Source organism: Rhodococcus sp. NPDC059969, assembly GCF_042738325.1.
Taxonomy (GTDB): Bacteria; Actinomycetota; Actinomycetes; order Mycobacteriales; family Mycobacteriaceae; genus Rhodococcus_F.
The window spans coordinates 818,230-839,739 of the sequence record NZ_JBHWUF010000001.1 but is presented as its reverse complement, the minus strand read 5'-3'; the positions used below and the strand labels follow the sequence as shown (position 1 = coordinate 839,739).

At 61.6% G+C, this 21,510-nt stretch carries 23 protein-coding genes; 9 read left to right on the top strand and 14 right to left on the bottom strand.

The annotated features are described in order from the left end of the window. Positions 1-2: 2 nt before the first annotated feature. The 4 genes from ACFWAD_RS03805 to ACFWAD_RS03790 form a co-directional block, all read right to left on the bottom strand. Complete coding sequence (locus ACFWAD_RS03805; protein WP_378541494.1) at positions 3-959, bottom strand: ABC transporter substrate-binding protein; 957 nt, start codon at positions 957-959, stop codon at positions 3-5. 66 nt (positions 960-1,025) lie between these two features. Further along, complete coding sequence (locus ACFWAD_RS03800) at positions 1,026-1,784, bottom strand: ABC transporter ATP-binding protein (protein WP_378541492.1); 759 nt, start codon at positions 1,782-1,784, stop codon at positions 1,026-1,028. A 1-nt stretch (position 1,785) separates the two neighbouring features. After that, complete coding sequence (locus ACFWAD_RS03795) at positions 1,786-2,652, bottom strand: ABC transporter permease (RefSeq protein WP_378541490.1); 867 nt, start codon at positions 2,650-2,652, stop codon at positions 1,786-1,788. Positions 2,653-2,696: 44 nt separating this feature from the next. Continuing rightward, a complete protein-coding gene (locus tag ACFWAD_RS03790; protein ID WP_378541488.1) occupies positions 2,697-4,016 on the bottom strand; it encodes an aryl-sulfate sulfotransferase in 1,320 nt (439 codons plus the stop codon). Positions 4,017-4,219: 203 nt separating this feature from the next. Here ACFWAD_RS03790 and ACFWAD_RS03785 point away from each other — a divergent pair, with 203 nt between their 5' ends. Further along, complete coding sequence (locus ACFWAD_RS03785) at positions 4,220-5,245, top strand: LacI family DNA-binding transcriptional regulator (RefSeq protein WP_378541485.1); 1,026 nt, start codon at positions 4,220-4,222, stop codon at positions 5,243-5,245. 104 nt (positions 5,246-5,349) lie between these two features. On the opposite strand, the gene ACFWAD_RS03780 is transcribed toward ACFWAD_RS03785, so the two are convergent. Both ACFWAD_RS03780 and ACFWAD_RS03775 read right to left on the bottom strand, forming a co-directional pair. Next, positions 5,350-5,820 carry a hypothetical protein gene (locus ACFWAD_RS03780; protein ID WP_378530241.1) on the bottom strand — a complete coding sequence of 157 codons (471 nt, stop codon included), beginning with the start codon at positions 5,818-5,820 and terminating at the stop codon, positions 5,350-5,352. Between the two features lie 113 nt (positions 5,821-5,933). Then, positions 5,934-6,560, bottom strand: a complete 627-nt coding sequence (locus ACFWAD_RS03775; RefSeq protein WP_378541484.1) for a class I SAM-dependent methyltransferase — start codon at positions 6,558-6,560, stop codon at positions 5,934-5,936. 104 nt (positions 6,561-6,664) lie between these two features. On the opposite strand from ACFWAD_RS03775, the gene ACFWAD_RS03770 reads away from it, so the two are divergent. After that, entirely contained in the window at positions 6,665-6,913 is a 249-nt protein-coding gene (locus tag ACFWAD_RS03770; protein WP_378541482.1) for a DUF3253 domain-containing protein, read from the top strand. A gap of 44 nt (positions 6,914-6,957) precedes the next feature. Here the strand turns inward: ACFWAD_RS03770 and ACFWAD_RS03765 are convergent, their stop codons facing one another. The 5 genes from ACFWAD_RS03765 to ACFWAD_RS03745 all read right to left on the bottom strand — a co-directional run bounded on the left by ACFWAD_RS03765 (position 6,958) and on the right by ACFWAD_RS03745 (position 11,799). Continuing rightward, entirely contained in the window at positions 6,958-7,824 is an 867-nt protein-coding gene (locus tag ACFWAD_RS03765; RefSeq protein ID WP_378541480.1) for an NmrA family NAD(P)-binding protein, read from the bottom strand. A gap of 56 nt (positions 7,825-7,880) precedes the next feature. Continuing rightward, complete coding sequence (locus tag ACFWAD_RS03760) at positions 7,881-8,264, bottom strand: hypothetical protein (protein ID WP_378541478.1); 384 nt, start codon at positions 8,262-8,264, stop codon at positions 7,881-7,883. A gap of 237 nt (positions 8,265-8,501) precedes the next feature. Beyond that, positions 8,502-9,020 carry a MarR family winged helix-turn-helix transcriptional regulator gene (locus ACFWAD_RS03755; RefSeq protein WP_378541476.1) on the bottom strand — a complete coding sequence of 173 codons (519 nt, stop codon included), beginning with the start codon at positions 9,018-9,020 and terminating at the stop codon, positions 8,502-8,504. A 20-nt stretch (positions 9,021-9,040) separates the two neighbouring features. Next, entirely contained in the window at positions 9,041-10,534 is a 1,494-nt protein-coding gene (locus ACFWAD_RS03750) for an amidase (protein ID WP_378541474.1), read from the bottom strand. Positions 10,535-10,581: 47 nt separating this feature from the next. Next, positions 10,582-11,799: an MFS transporter gene (locus ACFWAD_RS03745; RefSeq protein ID WP_378541472.1), complete on the bottom strand. Its 1,218-nt coding sequence runs from the start codon at positions 11,797-11,799 to the stop codon at positions 10,582-10,584. Between the two features lie 120 nt (positions 11,800-11,919). Between ACFWAD_RS03745 and ACFWAD_RS03740 the strand changes: the two genes are divergently transcribed. Further along, entirely contained in the window at positions 11,920-12,819 is a 900-nt protein-coding gene (locus ACFWAD_RS03740; RefSeq protein WP_378541471.1) for a LysR family transcriptional regulator, read from the top strand. Positions 12,820-12,887: 68 nt separating this feature from the next. Next, on the top strand, positions 12,888-13,403 hold the full coding sequence (locus ACFWAD_RS03735; RefSeq protein ID WP_378541469.1) for a hypothetical protein: 516 nt from the start codon (positions 12,888-12,890) through the stop codon (positions 13,401-13,403). A gap of 67 nt (positions 13,404-13,470) precedes the next feature. Here the strand turns inward: ACFWAD_RS03735 and ACFWAD_RS03730 are convergent, their stop codons facing one another. The 3 genes from ACFWAD_RS03730 to ACFWAD_RS03720 all read right to left on the bottom strand — a co-directional run bounded on the left by ACFWAD_RS03730 (position 13,471) and on the right by ACFWAD_RS03720 (position 16,331). Then, positions 13,471-14,331 (bottom strand): alpha/beta hydrolase family protein, encoded by an 861-nt coding sequence (locus ACFWAD_RS03730; protein WP_378541467.1) that lies wholly within the window; start codon positions 14,329-14,331, stop codon positions 13,471-13,473. A gap of 186 nt (positions 14,332-14,517) precedes the next feature. Then, positions 14,518-15,444: a LysR family transcriptional regulator gene (locus ACFWAD_RS03725; protein WP_378541465.1), complete on the bottom strand. Its 927-nt coding sequence runs from the start codon at positions 15,442-15,444 to the stop codon at positions 14,518-14,520. After that, positions 15,441-16,331: a LysR family transcriptional regulator gene (locus tag ACFWAD_RS03720; protein WP_378541463.1), complete on the bottom strand. Its 891-nt coding sequence runs from the start codon at positions 16,329-16,331 to the stop codon at positions 15,441-15,443. Before ACFWAD_RS03720 ends, ACFWAD_RS03725 begins: the two co-directional genes overlap by 4 nt. A 235-nt stretch (positions 16,332-16,566) precedes the next feature. Between ACFWAD_RS03720 and ACFWAD_RS03715 the strand changes: the two genes are divergently transcribed. The 5 genes from ACFWAD_RS03715 to ACFWAD_RS03695 are packed head-to-tail and all read left to right on the top strand — an operon-like array spanning position 16,567 to position 21,490. Continuing rightward, positions 16,567-17,439 (top strand): ABC transporter permease, encoded by an 873-nt coding sequence (locus tag ACFWAD_RS03715; RefSeq protein ID WP_378541461.1) that lies wholly within the window; start codon positions 16,567-16,569, stop codon positions 17,437-17,439. A gap of 11 nt (positions 17,440-17,450) precedes the next feature. Further along, complete coding sequence (locus ACFWAD_RS03710; RefSeq protein ID WP_378541459.1) at positions 17,451-18,224, top strand: ABC transporter ATP-binding protein; 774 nt, start codon at positions 17,451-17,453, stop codon at positions 18,222-18,224. 30 nt (positions 18,225-18,254) lie between these two features. Further along, complete coding sequence (locus ACFWAD_RS03705) at positions 18,255-19,211, top strand: ABC transporter substrate-binding protein (protein ID WP_378541457.1); 957 nt, start codon at positions 18,255-18,257, stop codon at positions 19,209-19,211. Between the two features lie 48 nt (positions 19,212-19,259). Continuing rightward, positions 19,260-20,357, top strand: coding sequence for a hypothetical protein (locus ACFWAD_RS03700; RefSeq protein ID WP_378541455.1), 1,098 nt, complete (start codon positions 19,260-19,262; stop codon positions 20,355-20,357). Continuing rightward, on the top strand, positions 20,354-21,490 hold the full coding sequence (locus tag ACFWAD_RS03695) for a CaiB/BaiF CoA transferase family protein (protein WP_378541453.1): 1,137 nt from the start codon (positions 20,354-20,356) through the stop codon (positions 21,488-21,490). The genes ACFWAD_RS03700 and ACFWAD_RS03695 overlap by 4 nt, the downstream gene beginning before the upstream one ends. The last annotated feature ends 20 nt before the right edge of the window (positions 21,491-21,510 follow it).

Genomic DNA, 21,510 nt, shown 5'->3' with positions numbered 1-21,510 from the left:
AATCAATATGTGATGAAACGAGTTTCGAGAAATGTGGCGTAGTCAGGCAGGCCGACGCCAGCCACGATATTCCCTTCAGCTTGCGCCCATTCCGCGAGTTCGTGCAAGTTGGTCGCAAGGTCCGGCGCGAGTTGGAGGGTGAAGTCGAATTCACCCAGGATCGATCGCAACAGGTTGGCGTCGAGCTGAGTGGACTTGGCTACGGCATCAACGGCTTCGTCGTTCTTACTGGTCAGGCTGGCGCCGGCCTCACGGATCGCGGAGAAGAATTTGGTAATTGCGTCACTCTTGGCTGAGATCGCCGTCTCGGTGGAGAGGTACAGGCTGTGCTGACTGTATGTGCCGCCGGTCAATTCGACAGCGTCTTTGCCCAACGCCTCGATAGCCTGTGCCTGATAGGGCTGAAAGATGGAGACGGCGTCGACATTGCGCTGACTGACGGCAGTAACGACAGCTGCGGGCGAAACCTGGACAAGATCGGCCTCGAGGTTTCCGGCAGTCAGTGCATTTGAAATGTAGTAAGCGGCACTGGTGCCCAGCGGAGTTCCGATGGATTTGCCGGCGAGGTCGGCGGTGGTGTTGATTCCTGCGTCACGTCGGGCGACGATCTTGGATCCCTGCCAACGTGAACCATCACCGACAATGCGCAACGCCGGGTTTCGGACGATCGCCGCCGAAGTGGGTACGTCAGCGGCGGTGGTGATGTCGACCTGGCCGGCGGCCAAAGCCTGCAGCGCTTCCACACCGGAGGAAAAGTTCACGACGTTGACTTTTACGTCCTGATCGTCGAACAATCCGGTCTCGGCGGCGACGGGGATCTGCGCCCACGACGGGTCGACGACGAATCCGACTGTAAGCGTGTCGGAATCGGAATCCGTACCGGCGCATGCGGTGGCCGATACGGCGATTGCCAAGACGGCGATCGCGCTCAGAAAGACACGGCGTAGAGATGTGGTCACGATAGATCGTCCTTTGCAAATGAGTAGAAGAACGGCGGGAACGCCGCCCATCGCAGGCAGAGTTCGTTACTGCGCTGCGTGGTCGATGCCGAGCTGGTGATGCAGGGTTTTGCGAATTTCGCTGTAACCGGGCAGGTCTGCGAGGCTGTCGGCAGGGCGTGGGCGGTCGAGCGGATTGACGATGCGCTCGGCGATACCACCGCCGCTCAGCACGTTGATGGTGTCACCGAGCCGAATCGCCTCATCAACATCGTGGGTGACAAACACAACTGTGCGGTTGAGGCGCGTCCACAAATCGATGAGCAGGTCCTGCATACGCAATCGGGTGAGAGCGTCGAGGGCAGCGAACGGTTCGTCCATCAGCATGACCTCGGGCTCGCCGGCGAGAACACGCGCGATGCTCACGCGCTGACGCATACCCCCGGACAACTCGGCGGGTCGTTGCCTGCTGACCTGCGGCGCGAGCCCGACCAACTCGAGTAGTTCACCGATACGCGCCTGGCGAATCTTGTGCGGCAGTCTGCGGGCGACGAGCGCGAAATCGATGTTGTCGGCCACCGTCATCCACGGGAACAACACGTCGCGTTGAAAAGCGACGCCGCGCCGAGGGTCGGGGGCGGTAACGATCTCACCGTTGTCGGTGACACTGCCACTGGTTGGGGTAGTCAATCCCGCAAGACAATGCAGCAGTGTGGATTTGCCGCTTCCAGATGCCCCGACGAGCACCGTGAACGAACCTTCGGGGATGGTCATCGCGATGCGGTCGAGAGTGGGTCGTGGGGTACCCGGGAATTGGACAACCAGGTTGTGGGTCTCTATGGCCATGTCAGTGTTGTTCTTTCGCCCAGCTGATGAGTGGTGCCGTGGTTGCGTTGACAGCGAAGTCACACAGCGCGCCGATCACACCCAGGACGACTAGGCAAAAGATCAACCGGTCGGCCTGGGAGAACAGCTGTGCCTGGTAGATGCGATAGCCGATTCCGACTGTGGTGCCGGTCATTTCAGCCACTACGATCAGCACAAATGCCATTGCCGCTCCAACCCGCAGACCTGAGACAATGTCGGGTGCGGCCTCAGGCACGATGACCTTTCGCAACGTTTGCCACCTGCCCGCACCCAGACAGCGGGAGGCTTCGAGGTAATCAATTGGAGTGCTGGATAATCCGGCGTGACTGTTGATCCAGACAGGCACGAATACACCGAGCGCGATCACAAGGACCTTGCTGTCTTCACCCAGCCCGAACCACAAGATGGCCAGCGGAACGAGCCCGATGGTGGGAATGGGTGAGAACACCCGCAGCACTGGCTGGAGCAGTTTGCGTCCCGCTGTAGTTGTTGCGGTGACAACGGCGACGAGTAACCCGATCGCCGCACCCAACACGAAACCGCTTGCAGCCCTCGACAAACTTGCAAGGATGTCATCCGTGAGCAGGCCGTCCCGCCATAATGTTTGCCCGGCCGAGAGGATTTCCGGGACACTGGGCAACAGCTGTCGAGGAAAGCGGCCGGTGGCGACGATCCCCGACCACAGCGTCGCGGCGATCATCAGGCCGAGAAGGGTCCAGCCGGCCGAACCGAGTCGCACACCGATCTGTTGGATCGCGTCGGCAGGCAACCACGCCTTGCGCGGCGCAGGCGCTACGACACGGTTCGGCGTCGATTCGTCGGCACGGGGTGGCAGACCGGTCGTCATCGGTTACCTCTCATGAGTTGATTGGGCGGAAGCGCTTTTCGCTTTCAGTTCCGGCGACGCAGATCGATGTGTGGCAGTGAAATAGTCGGTGGGCGAAGCGGGGTCCATTCGAACGGGACGGCCTGCGACCGATACACCAGCGGAGTCAGACTGAGGCGGTCGACGCCAGGTACCCGAATCTGTGTGACTTCGGGCTCGCCGGCAACGCCGTACCCCTCGTACGGGCTGTGGTACTCCCACACCACAGCACCGCCGGGTGTCACCTGGAACAGGCGACCTTGCATCCCCTCGGTGATCAAGGTATTTCCGTTCGGCAATCGTTGCGCGTTGCTGACGAACGAACTGAAGAAGGCCCAGGGAGGTTGCCCTGAGTCCTCAGCGGTGTACTGCCAGACGATCTCCGAAGTGACCGGATCGATCTCGAGCACCCGCGAGCCGGCATAGATTCCGATCGCCGCCGACGGATAACCCGCTCCACCCTGATTGTCGAAAATCAGAATGTTGCCGGCCCCCGGCAGTCCCGGGGCAATCATGTGTGGGTTGTGCTGTCCCGAGGTTTGATCGAGTGGACGGGGCACTTTGTGCACACTGATCCGCTGATGTTGGGCACCAGCTTGCGCGGTGTAGTAGGGGCCGCACTGCCACACGGGCGATCCGGTGGATCTGTCGATGAGAGCAACGATGTTGGCCTTACGGAAGCTGATCATGATGTTGTCCGGCGCAAAAACACCGTCAGGGTCGACATCGTGCCAGCGGTTGGGTCCCAGCGACTTGGCGCTGTTCATCTCCAGGTATCCCCAAGGGTCTTCCGGGTCCCGGGCGACGGTCTCGCGCAGCGCGGCCCAGCCTTCATCGGAAAATCCGAACTCTTCCAGATGATCACCGGCCAGCCACGACCACACAATGGCGCCGTCCGGAGCGACTTCGTAGAGACCTTGGTCGCCGACTACAGAATCACCGAGAGTCGGCACCACCCGTGGAACAGTCACCAGGATCAGCCGGTTGCCGTTGGGAAGTAACTCCCAGTCGTGGTTCTGGCGCGCGACTCCGTCGTGAGCCTCGGCACCCCATTCCCAGCGTCGCTCGCCTGCCCAATCAAGCTGACCGATGGTGCCATTGGCATAAATGCCACCGCGAGGATCGCCGCTCGCGGACAACTGCACACCCACGTCGCCTACCAACCCGTCGTTGAGTGCAGGGTCGAGAATGCGGGGTGGGACTCCCGCATATGGCCACTCGTGCAGAACCGCCCCTGCAAGGTCGATCAGGCGGGTCACCGAGTCCGCGCCCGTGAACAGCACATAACTGTCGTGGACAAGTTCGGGGTCCAAATAAGTGACGCCAGTGAGCCTTACGAATGCCATGCCGACTACTCCACCAATCCTCTGTTACGTCCGCGAGTCGATGCCGCAACTCTTCTAATCGATTAGATTAGGGACGGCCCCAGCACTGTGGAACTGTCACAATCATGGTGATTCAATCTCTTTTCCCATGAGCGATTATGGGCTGCGGTGATGGCTGGGCAGATGATGAGGCTGGGCAGATGATGAGGCAGAGGAGGATTGCAGTGGATGCTAAACGTCCGACCGTCGCCGATGTGGCGCGACGTGCAGGTACATCGACGGCGGTGGTGAGCTACGTACTCAACGACGGCCCTCGCCAAGTTTCAGATGTCCTGCGCGCCCGCGTTTCTCAGGCCATGGCCGAGTTGAACTATCGGCCTGACCGACGCGCGCAGGCATTGCGCAAACAGCGGCGGTGGCGACAGATCGGTTTGCTGGTACCCGATCTGACGATGCCGTTGTTCGGGGAGTTCGTCGGCACCATCGAAAGGGCGGCACGCGCCCGTGACCACCTCACCATTGTCGCCAACACCGGCTACGACCCCGTGCGAGAAGCGGAATTTGTGTCCGCATTCGTCGAGGCAGGTATCGACGGACTCATCGTGGTAGGCGCTTCCAACGCAACAGAAACCGCGGCGATGTGCGCGCAAGCTCGAATTCCGGTGGTCTGGATGCACAATGTTCGCGGTGACGTTGACGCGCCCATCGTCGGAGTCGACCACGTACAAGCCGGGGAGATCGCGACCCGTCATCTCGTCGAAATGCACGGCTGTCGCAACATCGCCTTCGTCGGCGGGTTCACCGAGGCTGACGTGAACCACGGTGACCGCGAAACTGTCGAGCAACGCTATCGAGGTGCAATTGCCGTGGACGAAACCGAAATCATGCACATTCACACAGACCTCACCGCCGACGGAGCCTACGACGCAACACGAAAGTTCCTGGACATGTGCACTGCGCCCCCAGCCGGCATCATTGTCGGCACCTACGGCCAAACCTCTGCAACAACACGAGCCGTAATCGACCACGGATTGCGGATCCCCGAGGACGTCAAGATCGTGGCATTCGACGGAAGCCAGGCGAAGTACGGACAGTTCGACATGACCAGCGCCCAACAGCCGGTTGAGAGCATCACCCAACATGCTCTCGAAAGATTGTTGACTGCCAAAGCCGTCTCGCCTGAGACGACCGGAGCGCACTCAGCACCCTGGGAACCATCCCTACATGTCGGCAACACCTGCGGTTGCTGACTGCGTGCACACCGACCGGTCGCACAGCAGGCTCGGAATTCACCACTATTTTGGTGCCCACCGCCATCCGGAAGCCGGAGCCGCCGACTGCCGAATTGGTAATTTCAGCCCTCTCCCGCCTGCTTTTTCGCTCCGCCGTTGCGAGCTTCGATGGCCTCGATGGACTTCGTGAACGACTTACCCAGCACCTGGGTGCCGAAGAGACCGAGTACCGATGCCAGGAGCTTTCCCTTGAGATTCTTGCCATCGCGGACCACGACGGCGTCGACATCGGTCAGCCCCGTCGGTTGCTGCGTAAGTGTGTAGGTGTGGCTCGACGCGCCGCCCCACAAGTTGGAGTCGGTGGTTGTCATCACGACGCGATGCGGGTCGGTCCAGTCGTAGTGCAGGCGTTCCCAAATACCGCTGGAGCCCTCCGTGACATCCGCGTCATGGGGTCCTTGTTGGTGCACTTTCAGGTAGCTGTCCGCGCTGCGGCCGAAGATTTCCTCGCGGCCCGGCCCGAAGTCGGTCAGGCCGGCGAGGACCTGTTCGGGCGTCGCGGTGGTTGTCTGGTGAAGATGAATCGTGGTCATGGCGCCTTCCTTCAACTGTGGATGATCCGGTGCTGAAAACAGGGGAGTGACTCATCCAGCACACCACTCACACGAAATGAATGAAAGAGGACCGCTCGCTCTGGCTCGATCCCCTATTCGCCGCTGCGCCGCTTGGCAGTGATTGCGCCATGCGGCCGATAACCACTCCCCGTCCGGGTATGGGTTTCGATCACATCGAAACCCGCTGTGACCAGTATCTGGGCAAGTTCGGTCACCGGCCATCGATAACCAGTCGTCGCGGCGTGATCAAAAGGCTCCACGGTTGCGCCTTCGAAGAAGCCCACCAGCAACCCACCACCGGGGCGGATCACCCGCGCGAATTCAGCCAGCGGTGCCTCGATATCGTGCGGGTGGTGGTGAATGAGCGAGTACCAGGACAGCACGCCGCCCAGTGAATGTGTTTTCGCGTCCAATGCCTCGAAGCCCCCGACCTCGAAGGAAAGATCTGGGTATTGGGTGCGGGCTCGTTCGACGAACTCGGGAACCAGATCGATCCCGCTCACAGCCAGACCGCTCTGGGCCAAAAAGTCTGTCCACTGCCCCGGCCCGCACCCGGCATCGAGCACGGGGCCGGTCAGAGCAGCAGCCCAACTGGTCACCAGGGCCCGATCGGATGCGTGCGTCGAATCCATGGAACCGAAGAGATCTGTGTACTCCTGGGATCGGGTCGAATATGACTCTCGGACTACATCACGGCGTCTTGCACTCGAATTCTCCACGCCGTCAATAATTATCGATGTGCACCATCCCTTCGCTACAACGCGCCGGATCGAAGGTTCATTCGCTGTTGACTGCGAGCGGTCACGACCGGAAGGTGTTTCATATGGTGGAAGAAAAGGATCTGTCGGCGAAGATCCGGGAACTACTCAGCACGCGATCAGCCGAGTCGAGCATCTGCCCCTCAGACGTGGCTCGCGCGACGGCACCCGACAATTGGCGTCCGCTGATGGAACCCGTCCGAGAGGCTGCCCGCCGAATGGTCGCTGACGGCGAAGTCCAGATCACCCAGGGCGGCGAAGTCGTCGACCTTGAATCGGCACGAGGTCCGATAAGGATTCGCTGGGCTCGTTGACCAACCGAGTGACTTCTGCCGGGTACTGCTCTCGCAGCGTCACGTCAGCGGAAACGGTCAAGATGCTCACGTAGGAACGCATCGAGGCTGCGGGGCTCGCGCCCCAGGACACGGACCACCGTGTCGGTGGGTGCTTCGGGGCGCGAGATGGCAAGGTGCTGGATCTCCAGAATGTGCTCGGCGAGCCATGGAGGCATGTGGGCGTGATCGACGAGGTTTTGTCGCAGTTCGTCCGGTTGCAGGTCTATGTAGCGGACGGGGCGACCAAGCATGCGGGTCAGAGAGTCGGCGATTCCGCCGTAGCCGACTGCCTCGCTGCCTGTCAGGACATAGGTGCCGCCGGCGAGGTCGGCGCGTGTGAGCACGGCGGCTGCAACGTCACCGATGTCTCGGCAATCGATCCAATTGCACGGTGCGTCCTTCATCGCGCCCAGAATGACCCCCTGCGCCGCCACCGCCGGAGCAAGGAGCAACAGATTCTGCATGAACGCATAAGGGCGGAGCAGAGTGTGGCGGAGCCCAGAGGCACGCAGGTGTTCTCCGACGGCATGGTGGCCGCGGGAGAGAGTGATAGGCGAGTCGGCTGCGGCAGCGGGATCGGAGATCTTGACGATGTGTTCGATGCCGCTCTCGGCTGCTATGTCGATGACGCGCGTTTCGAGCTCCACCTGTTCCGGGCCGTTGGCCATGGCGAGGAAAAGCTGTTCGGCCCCTTTGAAAGCCGTGCGTAGCGAAGTGAGGTCCGCGGCATCGGCCGGCACCACTTCGACCAAACCGTCGGCCAAGTCGCCGAGCTTGGCGCGCAGCCCGTCCGGGTCGCGTGACAGCGCTCTGCTCGGCACACCCGAGGAGGCAAGACTGCGTAGCAACGCGCCGCCTGTGGTTCCGGACGCTCCCATGATGACGATCATCGTGTTCCTTTCGGTTGTTCCCCGGAAAACCGGGATCTTTTGATATGTGTTGCCTGTCAAGGTTTCTGACCGCGCCATCGCCAGCCCACGATGACGGCAGCGACGACGGCAGATATCGGCAGATCGAACTGCAGGCGAGCAAGCCAAGCGGTGTCGACCACGCTCGTGTGACCTGGTAGCCAACGGGAGGCGAACCACCCGACAAGTCCGGCGATTACAGCCGCTCCGACGGCAAGAATTGCTGCCACCAAGATGCGAGGCAGGGCCGTGGTCCACGGTCGCGACCTTGCGCGGCGCTGCAGCCAGGAACCGATCAGCAACGCCACCACTGCCGAGGTGCCCGCAATGGACGTAAATGCCGCCAGCGTCAGACCCGCCTGCCCAGACGCGACTCCGCCGGCCCCCGCCATCAGTGCGGGGGCCAGGTAGGCGACCAGCACCTCGCGCCACAATGTGAAGGGTCGTGCGGCGCGACGGTCGGCAACTGAGGCTCTTCGTTTGGAATTAGTATTCTCCCTTTTGTTTTCGCGCGAGGTCGGTGGGGTGAGACCGGACATGAAGGAGACCGACTTTCCGATTATGATTAGGTGGCTAACTATTTGGGTATGGAAAGAGAAGCCTCTGTCGAAATTGACGGCGATTCGGATCGTTACACGAACATCTGGGACCCAGGTCGACTACTCCGCAGTCAGCGCACCGATACCGCGAACGACCCGCGAGAGCAGATCCAGAAACACCGCACGCTCGTCGACGGTGAGCTCATCGACCATTTCCTCGAGACGAGCAAAGTGCTCGGGCGCCATGTCACGCAAACGCTGAGCACCGCGAGCAGTCAGGACGACCACGGCACCGCGCCCATCCTCCACGGAGGGCCGCCGAGTGACCAATCCCTCCTGTTCGAGCCCGTCGACCAGGCCGGTGACCGTGGCCCGCGATACGCCGAGATCAGCCGCCAGACGCGAGGGGGACTTCTCTCCGTCGTGGTCTTCCAGATCCGCAAGAAGTCGGTATCGACCCGTCGACAGGCCATACCTCGCAAAGTGAACCTCGGTCGCTCGGCCGAGTCGCGCACCCGCCGAGATCAGCCGCACCGCAACGAGTACCGCCTGCGGGTCGGCCCCGAGACCGTAGTGCTCCAACTGCCGCCGTGCCTGATCCAACGTGGGTGAGTCGTCATCGGTTCCGTCCACTGCCATGCAACTAATATGGCACCTAACTACATTCTGGTCAACCAGGCACCCGACTTTGTTTCGAACCCCGAGCAATTCCCGCGTGTTGCGAAACCGTCTGGATGCGCATTCGGATAGGGCAGAACCTTCTCGAGGGCGAGACCAATCGCGAAGGCCGTGTGGTCGTCGTGCGGCCGCGCGACGATCTGTGTGCCCGTTGGAATTCCGTTCCGAGCGAAACCGGTGGGGATTGTCAGCACCGGGCAGCCGCTCAGGATGTTGAAGGTGATGGCCGGTACGGCCTCGAGGTAGAACTCCAATTCGGTTCCAGCCACTTCGATTCCGTGCCCGACGTAGTCGTCACCGGCAAGAAAGCCGTCCGTCGCCACTGCCGGAGTGATCAATGCGTCATAGGTGTCGAACAGCGATCCGATCGATGAATACAGTTCGGCTTCGATCGCGAGTCCGTCCAGGAAAGTCGCGTCGCCACGGGTGCGGCGTGCCCATCGCGCGAATTCCTTCGCGTACTCCGTTACCTTGTCGGGGTGCGCGGATGCCTCGGCGGCGATCGAGGCACCGAACACGTGGTCGTAGTGAATGGCAGCAGCGCGCATGACGGCGGTGCGGGACAGGTCGACTTCGACGATCTCGGCGCGTGCGCCCAGCGCAGTGAGGGTATCCACCAAATTGGCGGTGTTGGCGGCGACGTCCGAATCGACCGGCCAGTCACCTAATGCGGGTATCACGGCGATACGCATTCCAGCGCATGAATGCGTTGCAGGGTCGGGCAGTTGCGATGCCTGCACGTGCGAGGCAATGTCGGTGGAGGTCAGTCCCGCGATGACGGACTGCATTGTGAGGCAATCGCTTACGGTGCGGGCCATCGGGCCGCAGTGACAGTAGCGATCGAGGTTGAAGGGCGGGTCGACCGGGACACGGCCGTGTGGCGGCTTGAACCCGACGACGCCGTTGAACGACGACGGAGTCCGGATCGATCCCGCAACGTCGGAACCGGTGGCCAAGTGCGTCATACCGGTGGCAAGTGCGACTGCTGATCCGCCGGAAGACCCGCCGGAGGAGTATTCCGCGTTCCACGGATTGCGAGTCACTCCCCACAGTTCGGACTGTGTGAACGCGGCCGAGGAGAATTCGGGCGCCGTCGATCGCGCGTGAACGATCGCACCGGCGTCGATGATCCTTTTCACGAAAGTCGAAGTGTGGGTGGCAATCACGCCTTCATAGACCTTGGAACCCTGAGTCCAGGGTTGTCCTTGAATCGGTTCGTCCTCTTTCACGACCACGGGAACGCCGGCGAGCGGAAGCCCCGCATCCGAGCCGCGGGCGTAGTGGCGTTCCGCTGACTTCGCTTGTGCTCGTGCAGCATCGAAGAAAGTGTGCCCCACTGCATTCAAGGTTGGGTTGAGTATCTCGATTCGTTCGATAGTGGATTCGAGCACTTCCACCGGCGACAGCGATTTGTCTCGGTAGCGCCGGAGCATCTCGGTCACGTCCATGAAGGTTGAATCGGGTGTCTCGCGCATATCTGTTGTCCTGCCTGTCTGAAAGTTTTCCGTGGGCGACTAGGTTGTCAGTTCATGTCCGCTACGACGGGTTTGCGGACCGTCGCGAGAAAGATTGCGAGAGAGGCGATTCCAGCTGCAATCCAGAAGACCGACTGGGAACCGGCGTAGTCGTGAATGCGTCCGCCGGCGAACGCGCCGAGGGCGATGCTTGCATTGAAGACTGCAACCCACAGCGCCGAAGCAGCCTCTCGGTGGGCGGGATCTGACTGCGCGATCCATGTCTGGGTACTCACGGACACACCACCGTAGAAGAGGCCCCAAGCCGCCATGAGCAAGGCGGCGGCGATCAAGGTAGCAGCCGAGATCGGAAACAGGGCAAGTGTCAACGCTATTCCCACGCTGAGGATGACGACCACCATCTTCGGGGACTTGGCGGCGGACGGCCCGGCGATGAAGTTGCCGACGACACCGAATGCACCGTAGATCAGGAGCATCGTGCCGACCTGCGAAGCGTTCAACCCTGCGAAGAACTCCAGCCCCGGACGCACATAGGTGTAGGCCGCGAAATGAGCGGTGATGAGGAGAGCGGTAATCGCGATTCCGACCCGGACTCCCGGGTTCCGAAAAGCCTCCACGAGACTGCCGAGCGACAGGGCTTGATCAGCAGGCATCGTGGGCAGGACAGCGAACATGGCGAGCGCGATCAGCGTCGCGGCGCAGCTGAGAGCCCAGAATGCCACGCTCCACCCGGCCGCTGCCCCGATGTACGTCCCGGCCGGAACACCGAGAACTGAGGCGACAGCGATTCCGCTGAAGATGATCGTGGTCGCTAACCCGACAGATCTGGTCTCCACCAACCTCGGAGCCAGGCTTGCGGCGAATGCCCAAACTCCGCCCATGCTCACTCCGAGCAGGACGCGAGCCACAGCGAGGACAGCGAAGCTGGGCGCAAGGGCCGTGAGGGCATTCGCCGCTGCGACCAACAGCATCAAGACGACGAGCGTCGACCGACGATCGAAGCGGCGGGTCACTACGGGCACGAACGGCGCGGTGGCCGCTGCCACCAATCCGGTGATGGCCAGCGAGAGCCCGATGGTGCCTTCGCTCTCCACCAGGCTGGCACCGATAGGGGTAAGAAGTCCGACGGGCATCATCTCCGCCGCGACAACGATGAATGTGGACGCTGCGATCAGGGCGACGGCAGCCCAGTGGTTCTCGACGCTGTGTGCGCGGGTGGAGGAAGTGGGCGCAGCGCTGTTCTGTGCGGATGCAGAGTGGGGCATGTAACCAGAGAAGCCCTCGCAGGTCACCGGATCAACGGCGAATCGCTCATCCACCCATTAGCTCAATTCATCGATGAGCCATGATGGAGTGGTCGAATGAGTCGAGGATCGGGGTGAAACATGTCGGAGCCTCCGATGCGTGAGATCGAGTGCTTCCTCGTTCTCGCTGAAGAACTGCACTTCGGTCGCACCGGAGAACGGCTGTTCATCTCCCAGAGCCGGGTCAGTCAACTGATCAGCGCATTGGAACGTCGTATCGGCACAAGCCTGGTAGCGCGGACCAGTCGCCGCGTGCAGCTGACTGAATTCGGCACCGAATTTCTCGAGTCGTTGGCTCCCGCCCACAGAGCACTCGTCGGAGTTATCGAGGACGCTCAAACGAAGGCGCGCAACATACCGACACCGCTTCGGGTGGGTTTCCAAGGAGCAATTTACGATTCGATCGCGACGGCCGTCTCTCGTTTCGAGAAACAGCATCCGCAAACATGCGTGACCATCAAGGAACTACCGCTGGGTGATCCGTTCAGTGACGTACTCGCCGGGCGAATCGATGCGGCGGTGGCCCTTCTCCCCGTGGAAGAACCCGAGCTGACAACCGGGCTCGTCTTTTCTCGACAGGCCCAGACGCTGGCCGTCTCAGTCCATCACCCGTTCAGCGAACTGGACGTGATCGACGCCGAGCAGTTAGCGCAGATATGCCTGGTGCCCATCGCCGGACCCGCCCCTGGCTATTGGCAGCGCGTGAATTCCCCGAACACGACGCCGAGCGGAGCCAAGGTTCCCACGCAGGGTGGCGCGAGCACCGTTCAGGAAGGCCTGTCTCAGGTCGCATTCGGTCAAGTCGGCCTCATCCTGTGCGCCGCGACGGCCGCCTACAGTCAGCGCTCGGACATCAGATTCGTACCGATCAATGGATTACCCGAATCCGCCTTGGGTCTCGTGTGGCGTACCGATCTCGAATGCCCCCGCCTTCGCCATTTCGCGAAGGCCATCGAGGAAGCACACAAAAGCCCTGCCTGACGGCGATCAATCCAGTCGCGGAAGGACTCCGGGACATTGGTGCACATCGTGTGTGGAATGATCGCGCCATGTCCGCCATCACCGACTACTTCACGGCACCCTCGGATGAGCACGCCGCTGCTGCGCTCGAAGGACTCGTCGACCTGGATCCGGCAGTGATCGAGGCCAACGAAGCCCTCTATCGAACCTCTCCGGACGTCGCCACCCGACCGCGGATTCAGTTGGCCGCGAGCGGGACTCCCATTCTGCAGGCGAAGGGCGTCGATCCGGCCGTCTCGCTCGGCCGGCTCGAGGCCTCTCTCACCGGTCGCCCCTACGACGAGGTTGCAAAAGGCCCACGCCGCGGGACACTCGTCGCAATGAGCGAGGACGGCGACACCCTCGTGCTCGCTGTTTCCGACGAATTACGTGATGCACTAGCGGAATTGAACACTGAGGGTGTCGCCACTGCTGCTGCGGCCTGGGCGATCGACGAGACGAGTGAACCGTCGGAAGAATCAGCGCCGTTCCTGACCGCCTTCGCCGAACTGGCTGCCAGAGCTGTGGCTCAGGGCGAACGAATGTACGGCTACGTCGTCATCTGATGTTCAGATCCCCGCCGACCCCGCCGAAGCGGCTGTTCATCTCCGAATAACTCGACGAGGCTGACCGTCAGCCTGGGATCTGCAGGGCCAGATCGTTGCGGTCGAAGTCCGAGAACTGCTGGGTGTCAGTGCAGTATCCGCAGCTCGCTCCGAAGAACTCGGTGCGGGCGTTCGGATCGTCGAGTAGCCAGTACCGCAGCCACGCCGTGCTCGGTCCGCGCATATCCCCACCGGTGATCGCCGTACCGAAGTGCGTGGCGCCCCGCAGTTCCAGATACTCGGCGGGCACGTGGTCGGCGTCCTCGTACATCGCCCACACGATCGCCGGCCAAACGATTGCGTCGGCCTGACCAGCGAGATAGAGAACTGGCTCGTCGATGAGGTCGACATCGTTGAGCGGCCCAGGCTGGATCGCGACAGCGGTGTCGACGCGGTCGTCGATCGCGGCATTGATCGCTGCAGACCCGCCTTGCGAGTGCCCCACCGCACCAATGTGTTCCAGGTCCACTTTGCCGAAGAAGACGCTCGACGGGCTGGCTGCCTTGTCCGCGATGAGGTCGATTCCCGACCGCATGGTGACGGCGAAGTTGCTTGCCGGGGTGTTGGCGGCGACCACGATGAATCCGTGGCTCGCGTAGTGACGTAACAAGGAAGTGTATGCACCGGGGAGCACGCCGGTCCCGTTCCCCCAGATCACAACCGGGTGCTTCTCACCGCGCGCGCCGAGCTGACGGGGGTAGTACAGAGTGTGCACCAGCCCGATCGAGACACTCGGTGTGTACGGCCCTGTACTCGCCCAGTTGTGCCCGACGCTCGGAATGCCGGGCGTATCGGCCGACGCCGCTCCGGTCGCGCCTGTGAGTCCGAGTGTCGCGCACAGCGCAACCGTCGCTGCAGCATTCGCGAAACATTTCAGAGATTTTCGCATGAAGGTCAACCTTTCGAAGTTGATTCGAAGTGACGCGTATTACATGTTCACTGGGAGGCGAAGCGCCGGCTTTGTTCGAGGAAACCGATAATCCGAGAAGTGTTGTGTCTGTGAACAAAATCGTCGTTCTCGGTAGCCCGTCGGTGGTCGCGAATACCCGCAACCCAAGGCCGAAATCGCCTCCGCCTACGGCTCGCACGCGGATTGCTCGGCGCACAGCCGTAAGAAATGTTCGACGATCTGGGTGTTCTGGCCTTCCCTTGCTACGGCTGCGATCTTGCGCGGTGGCAGTTCGAATATCTCACCCACAGTGCAACCGCGTGCGGATGCGCGCTCAGCACTGGCGAGTTCGAGGATGACAGCACCGATCCCTTCGAACGCGAAATCCGCGAACGCATCGCGGTGCTGTGACCTCATCACGAAGGCGTGGTCGATCCGCGGTTCGATCGAACGCAAGTGGCGATAGACGTCGGATGTCTCGAACCGCGGTGCGACGACCAGACCGATACGCATGAGGTCTTCGCCGATGAATACCCCGTCAGCCGGGGCTCGAGTGCCAGGCGGGCAGACGAGCCGCAAGTGGTGGTCCGGCAGGCGCACCATTCGCGTCCCCGGGACACCGGCAGGCGGCGACTCCATTATTGCCACGTCAGCTGTGCCGGCCATGACTGGGTGAATCGCATCGGCCACCGATGACCCAGGCGGATCTGAGATGGTGATTCTCAGGTTCGGCACCTTTGTACGCAGCGCTCCGAGCAGTACCGCGGTGGGATCGTCCGCAAGGCTCGCTGTCGTGGCGACACTGAGGTGGGGGAATGCCGACAGCGCAAACTCGCTCTCAACCACCAGCCTGTCGAGTGCGGCCAGCGCATCGCGTGCTGGATCGATGAAATTCCGTCCGCGCGCAGTCAGCGACGCCCCTGCCCGACCGCGGTTGAAAAGCTTTCCCCCGACGCGCCTTTCGAGTCGTGCAATTGATTGAGAGACGCTCGATGTTCCCGTGAATCGGTACGCCGCTGCCGCCGTGATACTGCCGTGTTCGACGACCGCAAGGAAGTCCTGAAGTTGCCGCGGATCGATTCGTGGCGCCGGAGACTCTCCGAAGTTGCTCATTCGGCATTCCCCAGTCCGCCTTCGTCACGTAAGCGAGTAGTCGTCTCGATAAACGCTTGTGCCGCAGGCGATGGCGTCGAACCGTGAAGCATCCACACATCTCGACTGAGCGGGGGCCGAGTACGACACAGCACCACGCCTTCTCCGACGGTGTCGGCGACGGATTCGGGAAGGAATGCGACTCCGACTCCCGCGCGTACTAGTGGAATCATCGAGGCCGCAGAGATTGTCTCCGCAACCACCGCTTCGTCCACGGTGCCCTCGCCGAGGCGTTCTGCCAGTAGTCGCCGAGTCACATCACCACGCGGACTGGTGATCAAGCCGACGCGCAACAGATCCGTCAACTCAGCTACTCCCTCGCCTGTACTTCGTGCGGCCGGCACCAGCGCAACGATTTGTTGCCGGCCGAGAAGGATACGTTCAACACCTTCGTCGAACACCTCGTCCACCCCGATGCCTACGTCAGCCTGACCCGAGGCGACCACCATTCCGATTCCGTCGGTGTCGTTGCTGAGCATCGTCACCGCAACATTCGGAAACTTACTTTTGAACGCGCCCAGGGCTGTGGCCGCTGGATCACGCGCCAATGTCCGCGGGCACACGACCGTCAGCCGCCCACGCTCCACCACGTTCGATGGGTGTAAAGCGTGATCCAGATCCCGGTACGCCCGAAGCACTTGGGCCGCCGGACCAGTGAGGGCACGTCCGGCGTCGGTCAAAGTGACTCCCCGCGAGCCGCGCCGGACGAGCGTCAGCCCGCACTCGTTCTCCATTCTGACCAAAGCCTCCGAGATGGTCGGCTGGCTCACTCCAAGTCCGCGAGCAGCAGCCGAAATGCTGCCGCGATCAGCAAGGGCGAGAAAGTATTCCAGGTGACGTCGGTCCATTGGGGGCTCCCGTCTCTGTAGAAGTCTGCGTGCTCGCTCGGTTCCGCGCCGGCAAGCCATAGGGAAACCCTATGGCATACCTCTCAAATGTGGCGTAGACGGGAAGAATAATCGCGTGATCTGCTTCACATATGAACGCAGTGAGCAACAACCCGGGGAGATTCGACGAGACGCATACGTCTGCTTTTGCCGAGCACCCATCGCCGCCTGTGAGCACTCGGGAGGTGGCACGGAAATGACCGAAACCATCTCCACGAGTGCGTCATCCGGCACTATGTCACCCAACGCTGCGGGGCGGGCACGTTCTGAGCCGAAGCCCGCCCGACAGCGTCGCACGGGCACTCGACTCACCATCGTGGTGCGACTGGCCCAGTTCGCGTTGCTTTTGGTCTTACTCGGAGCGTGGCAGCTGGTCGCATCACGAGGTTGGATCGAGCCGGTTCTGGCCAAAACGCCAGGAGAAGCGTGGAGCTACTTCACCGCAGCGGTGAATTCGGGTGAGATCTCGTCCAACTTGCGCGCCACGATGACTGCAGTCGTGATCGCCTGGATCCTTGCGAGTGCCGTCGGCGTGGCGGTAGGACTCTCGCTCGGCCTGCTCCCGACCCTCGAACGCATCATGAGTCCGTTCTTGGATGCTGCGAATGCCATGCCACGTCTTGCGCTGGCGCCTCTGCTTATCGTCATTTTCGGGATCACGATGACGGCGAAGGTCGCTCTCGCATTCACACTTGTCTTCTTCATCGTGTGTTCGAGCGCACGAGCCGGTGTGAAGTCGGTCGACGACGAGTGGCTCCGACTTTCCACTGTCCTGAATGCCAGTAAGACGCAGGTGTTTTGGCACATTCTTCTCCCCGTCGCGACCCCCGGCATTTTTGCCGGTCTTCGATTGGGGCTGATCTACTCGCTACTCGGCGTGGTGGGTTCGGAACTGATCTCTTCGCGGGACGGGCTGGGCCAGCTTGTGTCGATCTACTCGGCCCAGTTCCGAATGGAAGCCGTTTACGCGATCCTGATCCTTCTCGCAATCGTCGCAGTCGTCCTCAACCAGGTCATGAATTTCGCTGAGCGCTACCTCCTTCGGTGGCAGCCCCCGACTCGACGATGACAGGAATCATCATGGATACCAACGTGATTACACCCGCCGTCCAACTCGACGGACTGACGATATCCTTCCCCTCGCCCGACGGGTCGGCGAAGACAGTGGTCGACAATCTCGACCTCACCATCCCTCGCGGACAGTTCGTGAGCTTGGTCGGCAGGAGCGGTTGCGGAAAGACCACTCTGCTCAACGCGCTCGCTGGATTGGTGGACGCGACGGAAGGCAAGACCGAGGTCCTCGGCACAACACCATTCGAGGCTCGCTCCCGGATGGGCTTCATGATGGCCCGCGATGCCCTGTTCCCGTGGCGAACAGCGCGGAAGAACGTGGAGTACGGTCTCGAATTGAGGGGAGTGCCCAAGGCGGAGAGACGAACTCAATCAGCGCGCTGGCTTGCTGCCGTTCAAATGTCCGAGGCCTCACAGCTGTGGACTTGGCAGCTGTCCCAAGGGATGCGCCAGCGTGTCGCGTTGGCCCGGACGTGGACTCTGGATCCGGACATCTTGTTGATGGACGAGCCGTTTGCCGCCCTCGATGCGCAAACCCGCGTCGAAGTACAGCGCGAATTCCTCGAGCTTTGGCAGTCAGAGGTCGGCCGGACGGTCATCTTCGTAACCCACGACCTCGGTGAGGCCATCTGTCTGTCCGACCGCGTTCTCCTGCTCGGGGCCGGCCGAGTGATCGACGACGTCTCCATTGACATCGAACGCCCCCGCGAACTCGAAACCCTCACCGCCGAACCTCGATACATCGAAATCTTCAACCGGCTGCGCGGTCAGCTCGACCACTGATGTGCCCAGCCATCAAGGAGCAGGAAATCCATGAAACTTCGACCTTTCGTCGGCACAGTCATAGCAGCGGCCCTACTGCTCTCCGCATGCGGAGGGGGAGGTCGCGCGAACGACGGTAGCGTCGCCATCGGGGTCTACCCCGCGAGCGCACTGTCCCTGCCTGTCTACGTCGCCGCCCAACAAGGAATGTTCGACAAGGAAGGCCTCAACGTCGAACTCATCGACGGAAAGAACGGGCCCGAGCTCATCAGCGGTCTCATCGGCGGTACGACCGACCTCGCAGTCGGTGCACCCGGCACCGTCGTGCCGGCTATAGAGCAAGGGCAGAGACTGCGTCCGCTGTCCCCCTTCGGGTCGATCGATCTTGCCATCGCCGTAACGAAAGACAGCGGCATCACCACCGTCGACGACTTACCCGGTAAGCGGATCGCCATACCGTCACGTGGCGGTGCGGCCGAGCAATTCGTCAATCAGCTTCTCGCAGAGAGAAACATCGACGCCTCCACGGTGCAATTCATCGCAGCGGCACCGACAGCGAGTCAGATACCACTCGCACGAAAGGGCGACATCGATGCCGCCGTTCTCACCGCTGCCAGCCAAGCCGTATTCGATGCTCAAGGAATACCGATGACACCGATTACAGAAGTAGACCCAGTGGACTCTGACGGCGTGAGCTCATACGGCTTGGGCACCGTGCTCGTCACGACCGCGAAATTCGCTGAATCCGGTGCCTCCGCCCCCGTTTGTGCTGCGCTCAAAGCCGCCGCAGGGTGGATTGCCGACCCCGCGAACGAGCAAGCAGGAGCTGAACTTCTCACCGAGCGAATGAATGTTCCTGCCGACAAAGCCACCGAGGTGTGGGCTTCTCAGAAGAACCTCTGGCCGGTCGAAATTTCACCCCACCGATGGACACAGAACGTCACATGGGTGAACAACCAGACCTCGGGCAAGACCGACGCAGACGTACCTTTCGACCCCCTCTGCTGACCGAACGCCATACACACCAGTTCGACAACTACCGAAAGAGAAGAAACGATGACAGAACTCGCCGACCAGGCAACCCAATCCGAGTCTCAGCACGATCGCTGGCAGCTCACAGAGGCATGGTCCACGGTCACCGACAGCCTTGCCACATTTGGTTCGACAGCTGCCGCCACCGGATCGCCGCTGGACAGCGCCGAAGGTGTGCGGCACGCACTTCGCCTGTTCGGCTACCTCGCCGAGATGAATATCGAACGCCAAGACGTGCTCCGGCCTGAACTCTTCACTCTGATGTCACCGATGCGAAAGTTCTGGGGAGACGGCATCGACGTCGACTACTGGACTGCGATGATCGACCCCAAAGAGACGTATCGAATTCACGGTAACCGTGGCACAGTGCCCTACGTCGCCGTCCTCGCCAATCGTGTTGGCGCGTCTGGGACCGACAGGGTTGCCGACAACATCGTCATCGACGACAAGGTGTGCGACGCGGACGGCAACTTCGAGATCTTCGTTGCACAAGAACTTGAGGGGCGCAACGGCATTCGGCTGGACGAGCGCTGCTTCGACGTAGTGGTTCGTGTGTACCACAAGACGCGGAGCGCGGAGATCGATCCCGCGCTCCACATCGAGCGCCTCGGCCCGCCGCCTGGTGCACGCCCCGATCTCGATACGGCGTGGCTGGCCCAGCGTCTCACGAAACTTGCCCGGGGCATGGACGTCAGCCTCCGACGCAGTCTTCAGCTCATCGAAACACTCAGTCAGTCGCCCAACGAGATTCGCGTGACCTCGGAGCAACGAGGTTGGGGAGACTTCTACGGCACCAGCTCCAACCAGTACGTTGCCGGGTGGTGGTCGCTGAAAGACGCCACTGCCGTGGACATTACATTCACCATCCCGGACTGCACCTACTTCGGAGTGATGCTGTACAACCACTGGTTCGAGTCCTTCGAGTACCGCGACCATACCGTCAACCTCAACGACGCACACTTCGAGCGCAATGACGACGGAACCGTGACGATCCGAATCGGGGGAGCAGACGGCGACAGAAACCGACTGAACCCCTGCAACCACACCGAAGGAATTCTGTTGGCGCGCTGCCTGGAGCCTGCTGAGGATGTCACTTCGCCTCATGTGGAGATCATTCGATGACCGACGAAATAGACCTGCCGTTGGCAGGTGTCCGGGTAGTGGAGATCGGTCAGCTGATCGCAATACCCAGCGCCGGGCAGCAGTTGTCCGACCTCGGCGCCGAGGTCATCAAGCTCGAGCCTCCAGGCGGTGAACCAGCCCGACAAATCGACGCCGACTACGCGCGTGGCATCTTCTACGGGTACAACCGAGGAAAGCGTTCAATCTGCCTCGACCTCAAGGACTCCGCCGATCTGCAGCGAGCTTGGGACCTGATCGCGTCGAGCGACATCTTGCTGCACAATCTGCGCCCGGGAACCCTTGATCGATTGGGATTCTCCTCAGCCGAACTCCAACGCCTGCGACCAGAAATCATCAGCGTCTCGGTGAGCGGGTACGGGGTGGAAGGCCCGTCCGCGACCCGCGCCGGGCTCGATATCGCCGCGCAAGCGGAGAGTGGTTTGATGTCGGTGACGGGCGAGGCTGACGGCCCACCGCAACGTGTGGGCGCACCGGTCATAGATCATGCAACGAGCTACGTCGTCGCTCAAGCGGTACTGGCAGCGCTACTGCGACGTGAGCGCACCGGCAAGGGATCCTCCGTCCGAGTTTCCCTGCTCGACGTCGCAATCCACTTGCAGACCGCCAACTGGATCGAGTGGCAGGTGTCAGGAAAGCCAATGACTCGCAAAGGGAACGGGCAACCAAGCGTCGCACCCGCGGCAGACGTCTTTCGTGCCGTCGACGGCGATCTGGTGATCAGCGGATACCAACCGCGCGCATGGATCGAACTGTGCAAGGCGATCGACCTACCCGAGTTGGCCGACGACCCGAGGTTTACCACCAACGCGCTGCGCGTGGAAAACCGTGTTGACCTCGTCGCCACGATCGAGAAGCAGCTGTGCCACCGTAGCGCCGCTGAAGCGGTAGAGCATCTTACTGCGGCCGGAGTGGTTGCCGCACTTGTGCGTGACTACGACCAGGTGATCTGCGCCGACGATGTGATCGCGAACCGTACCTTCATCCCCGGCACCAACGAACGTGGCGAGCAATACTTGACGCCTGCCACGCCCTATCGCGCCGAACCTCCGATGGCACGAACTGGGCTTTCGCAGGTTCCTGCATTGAACGAGTGGGCATCGTCGACGCCTTGAATGCGGCGTGTGGGCCGAAA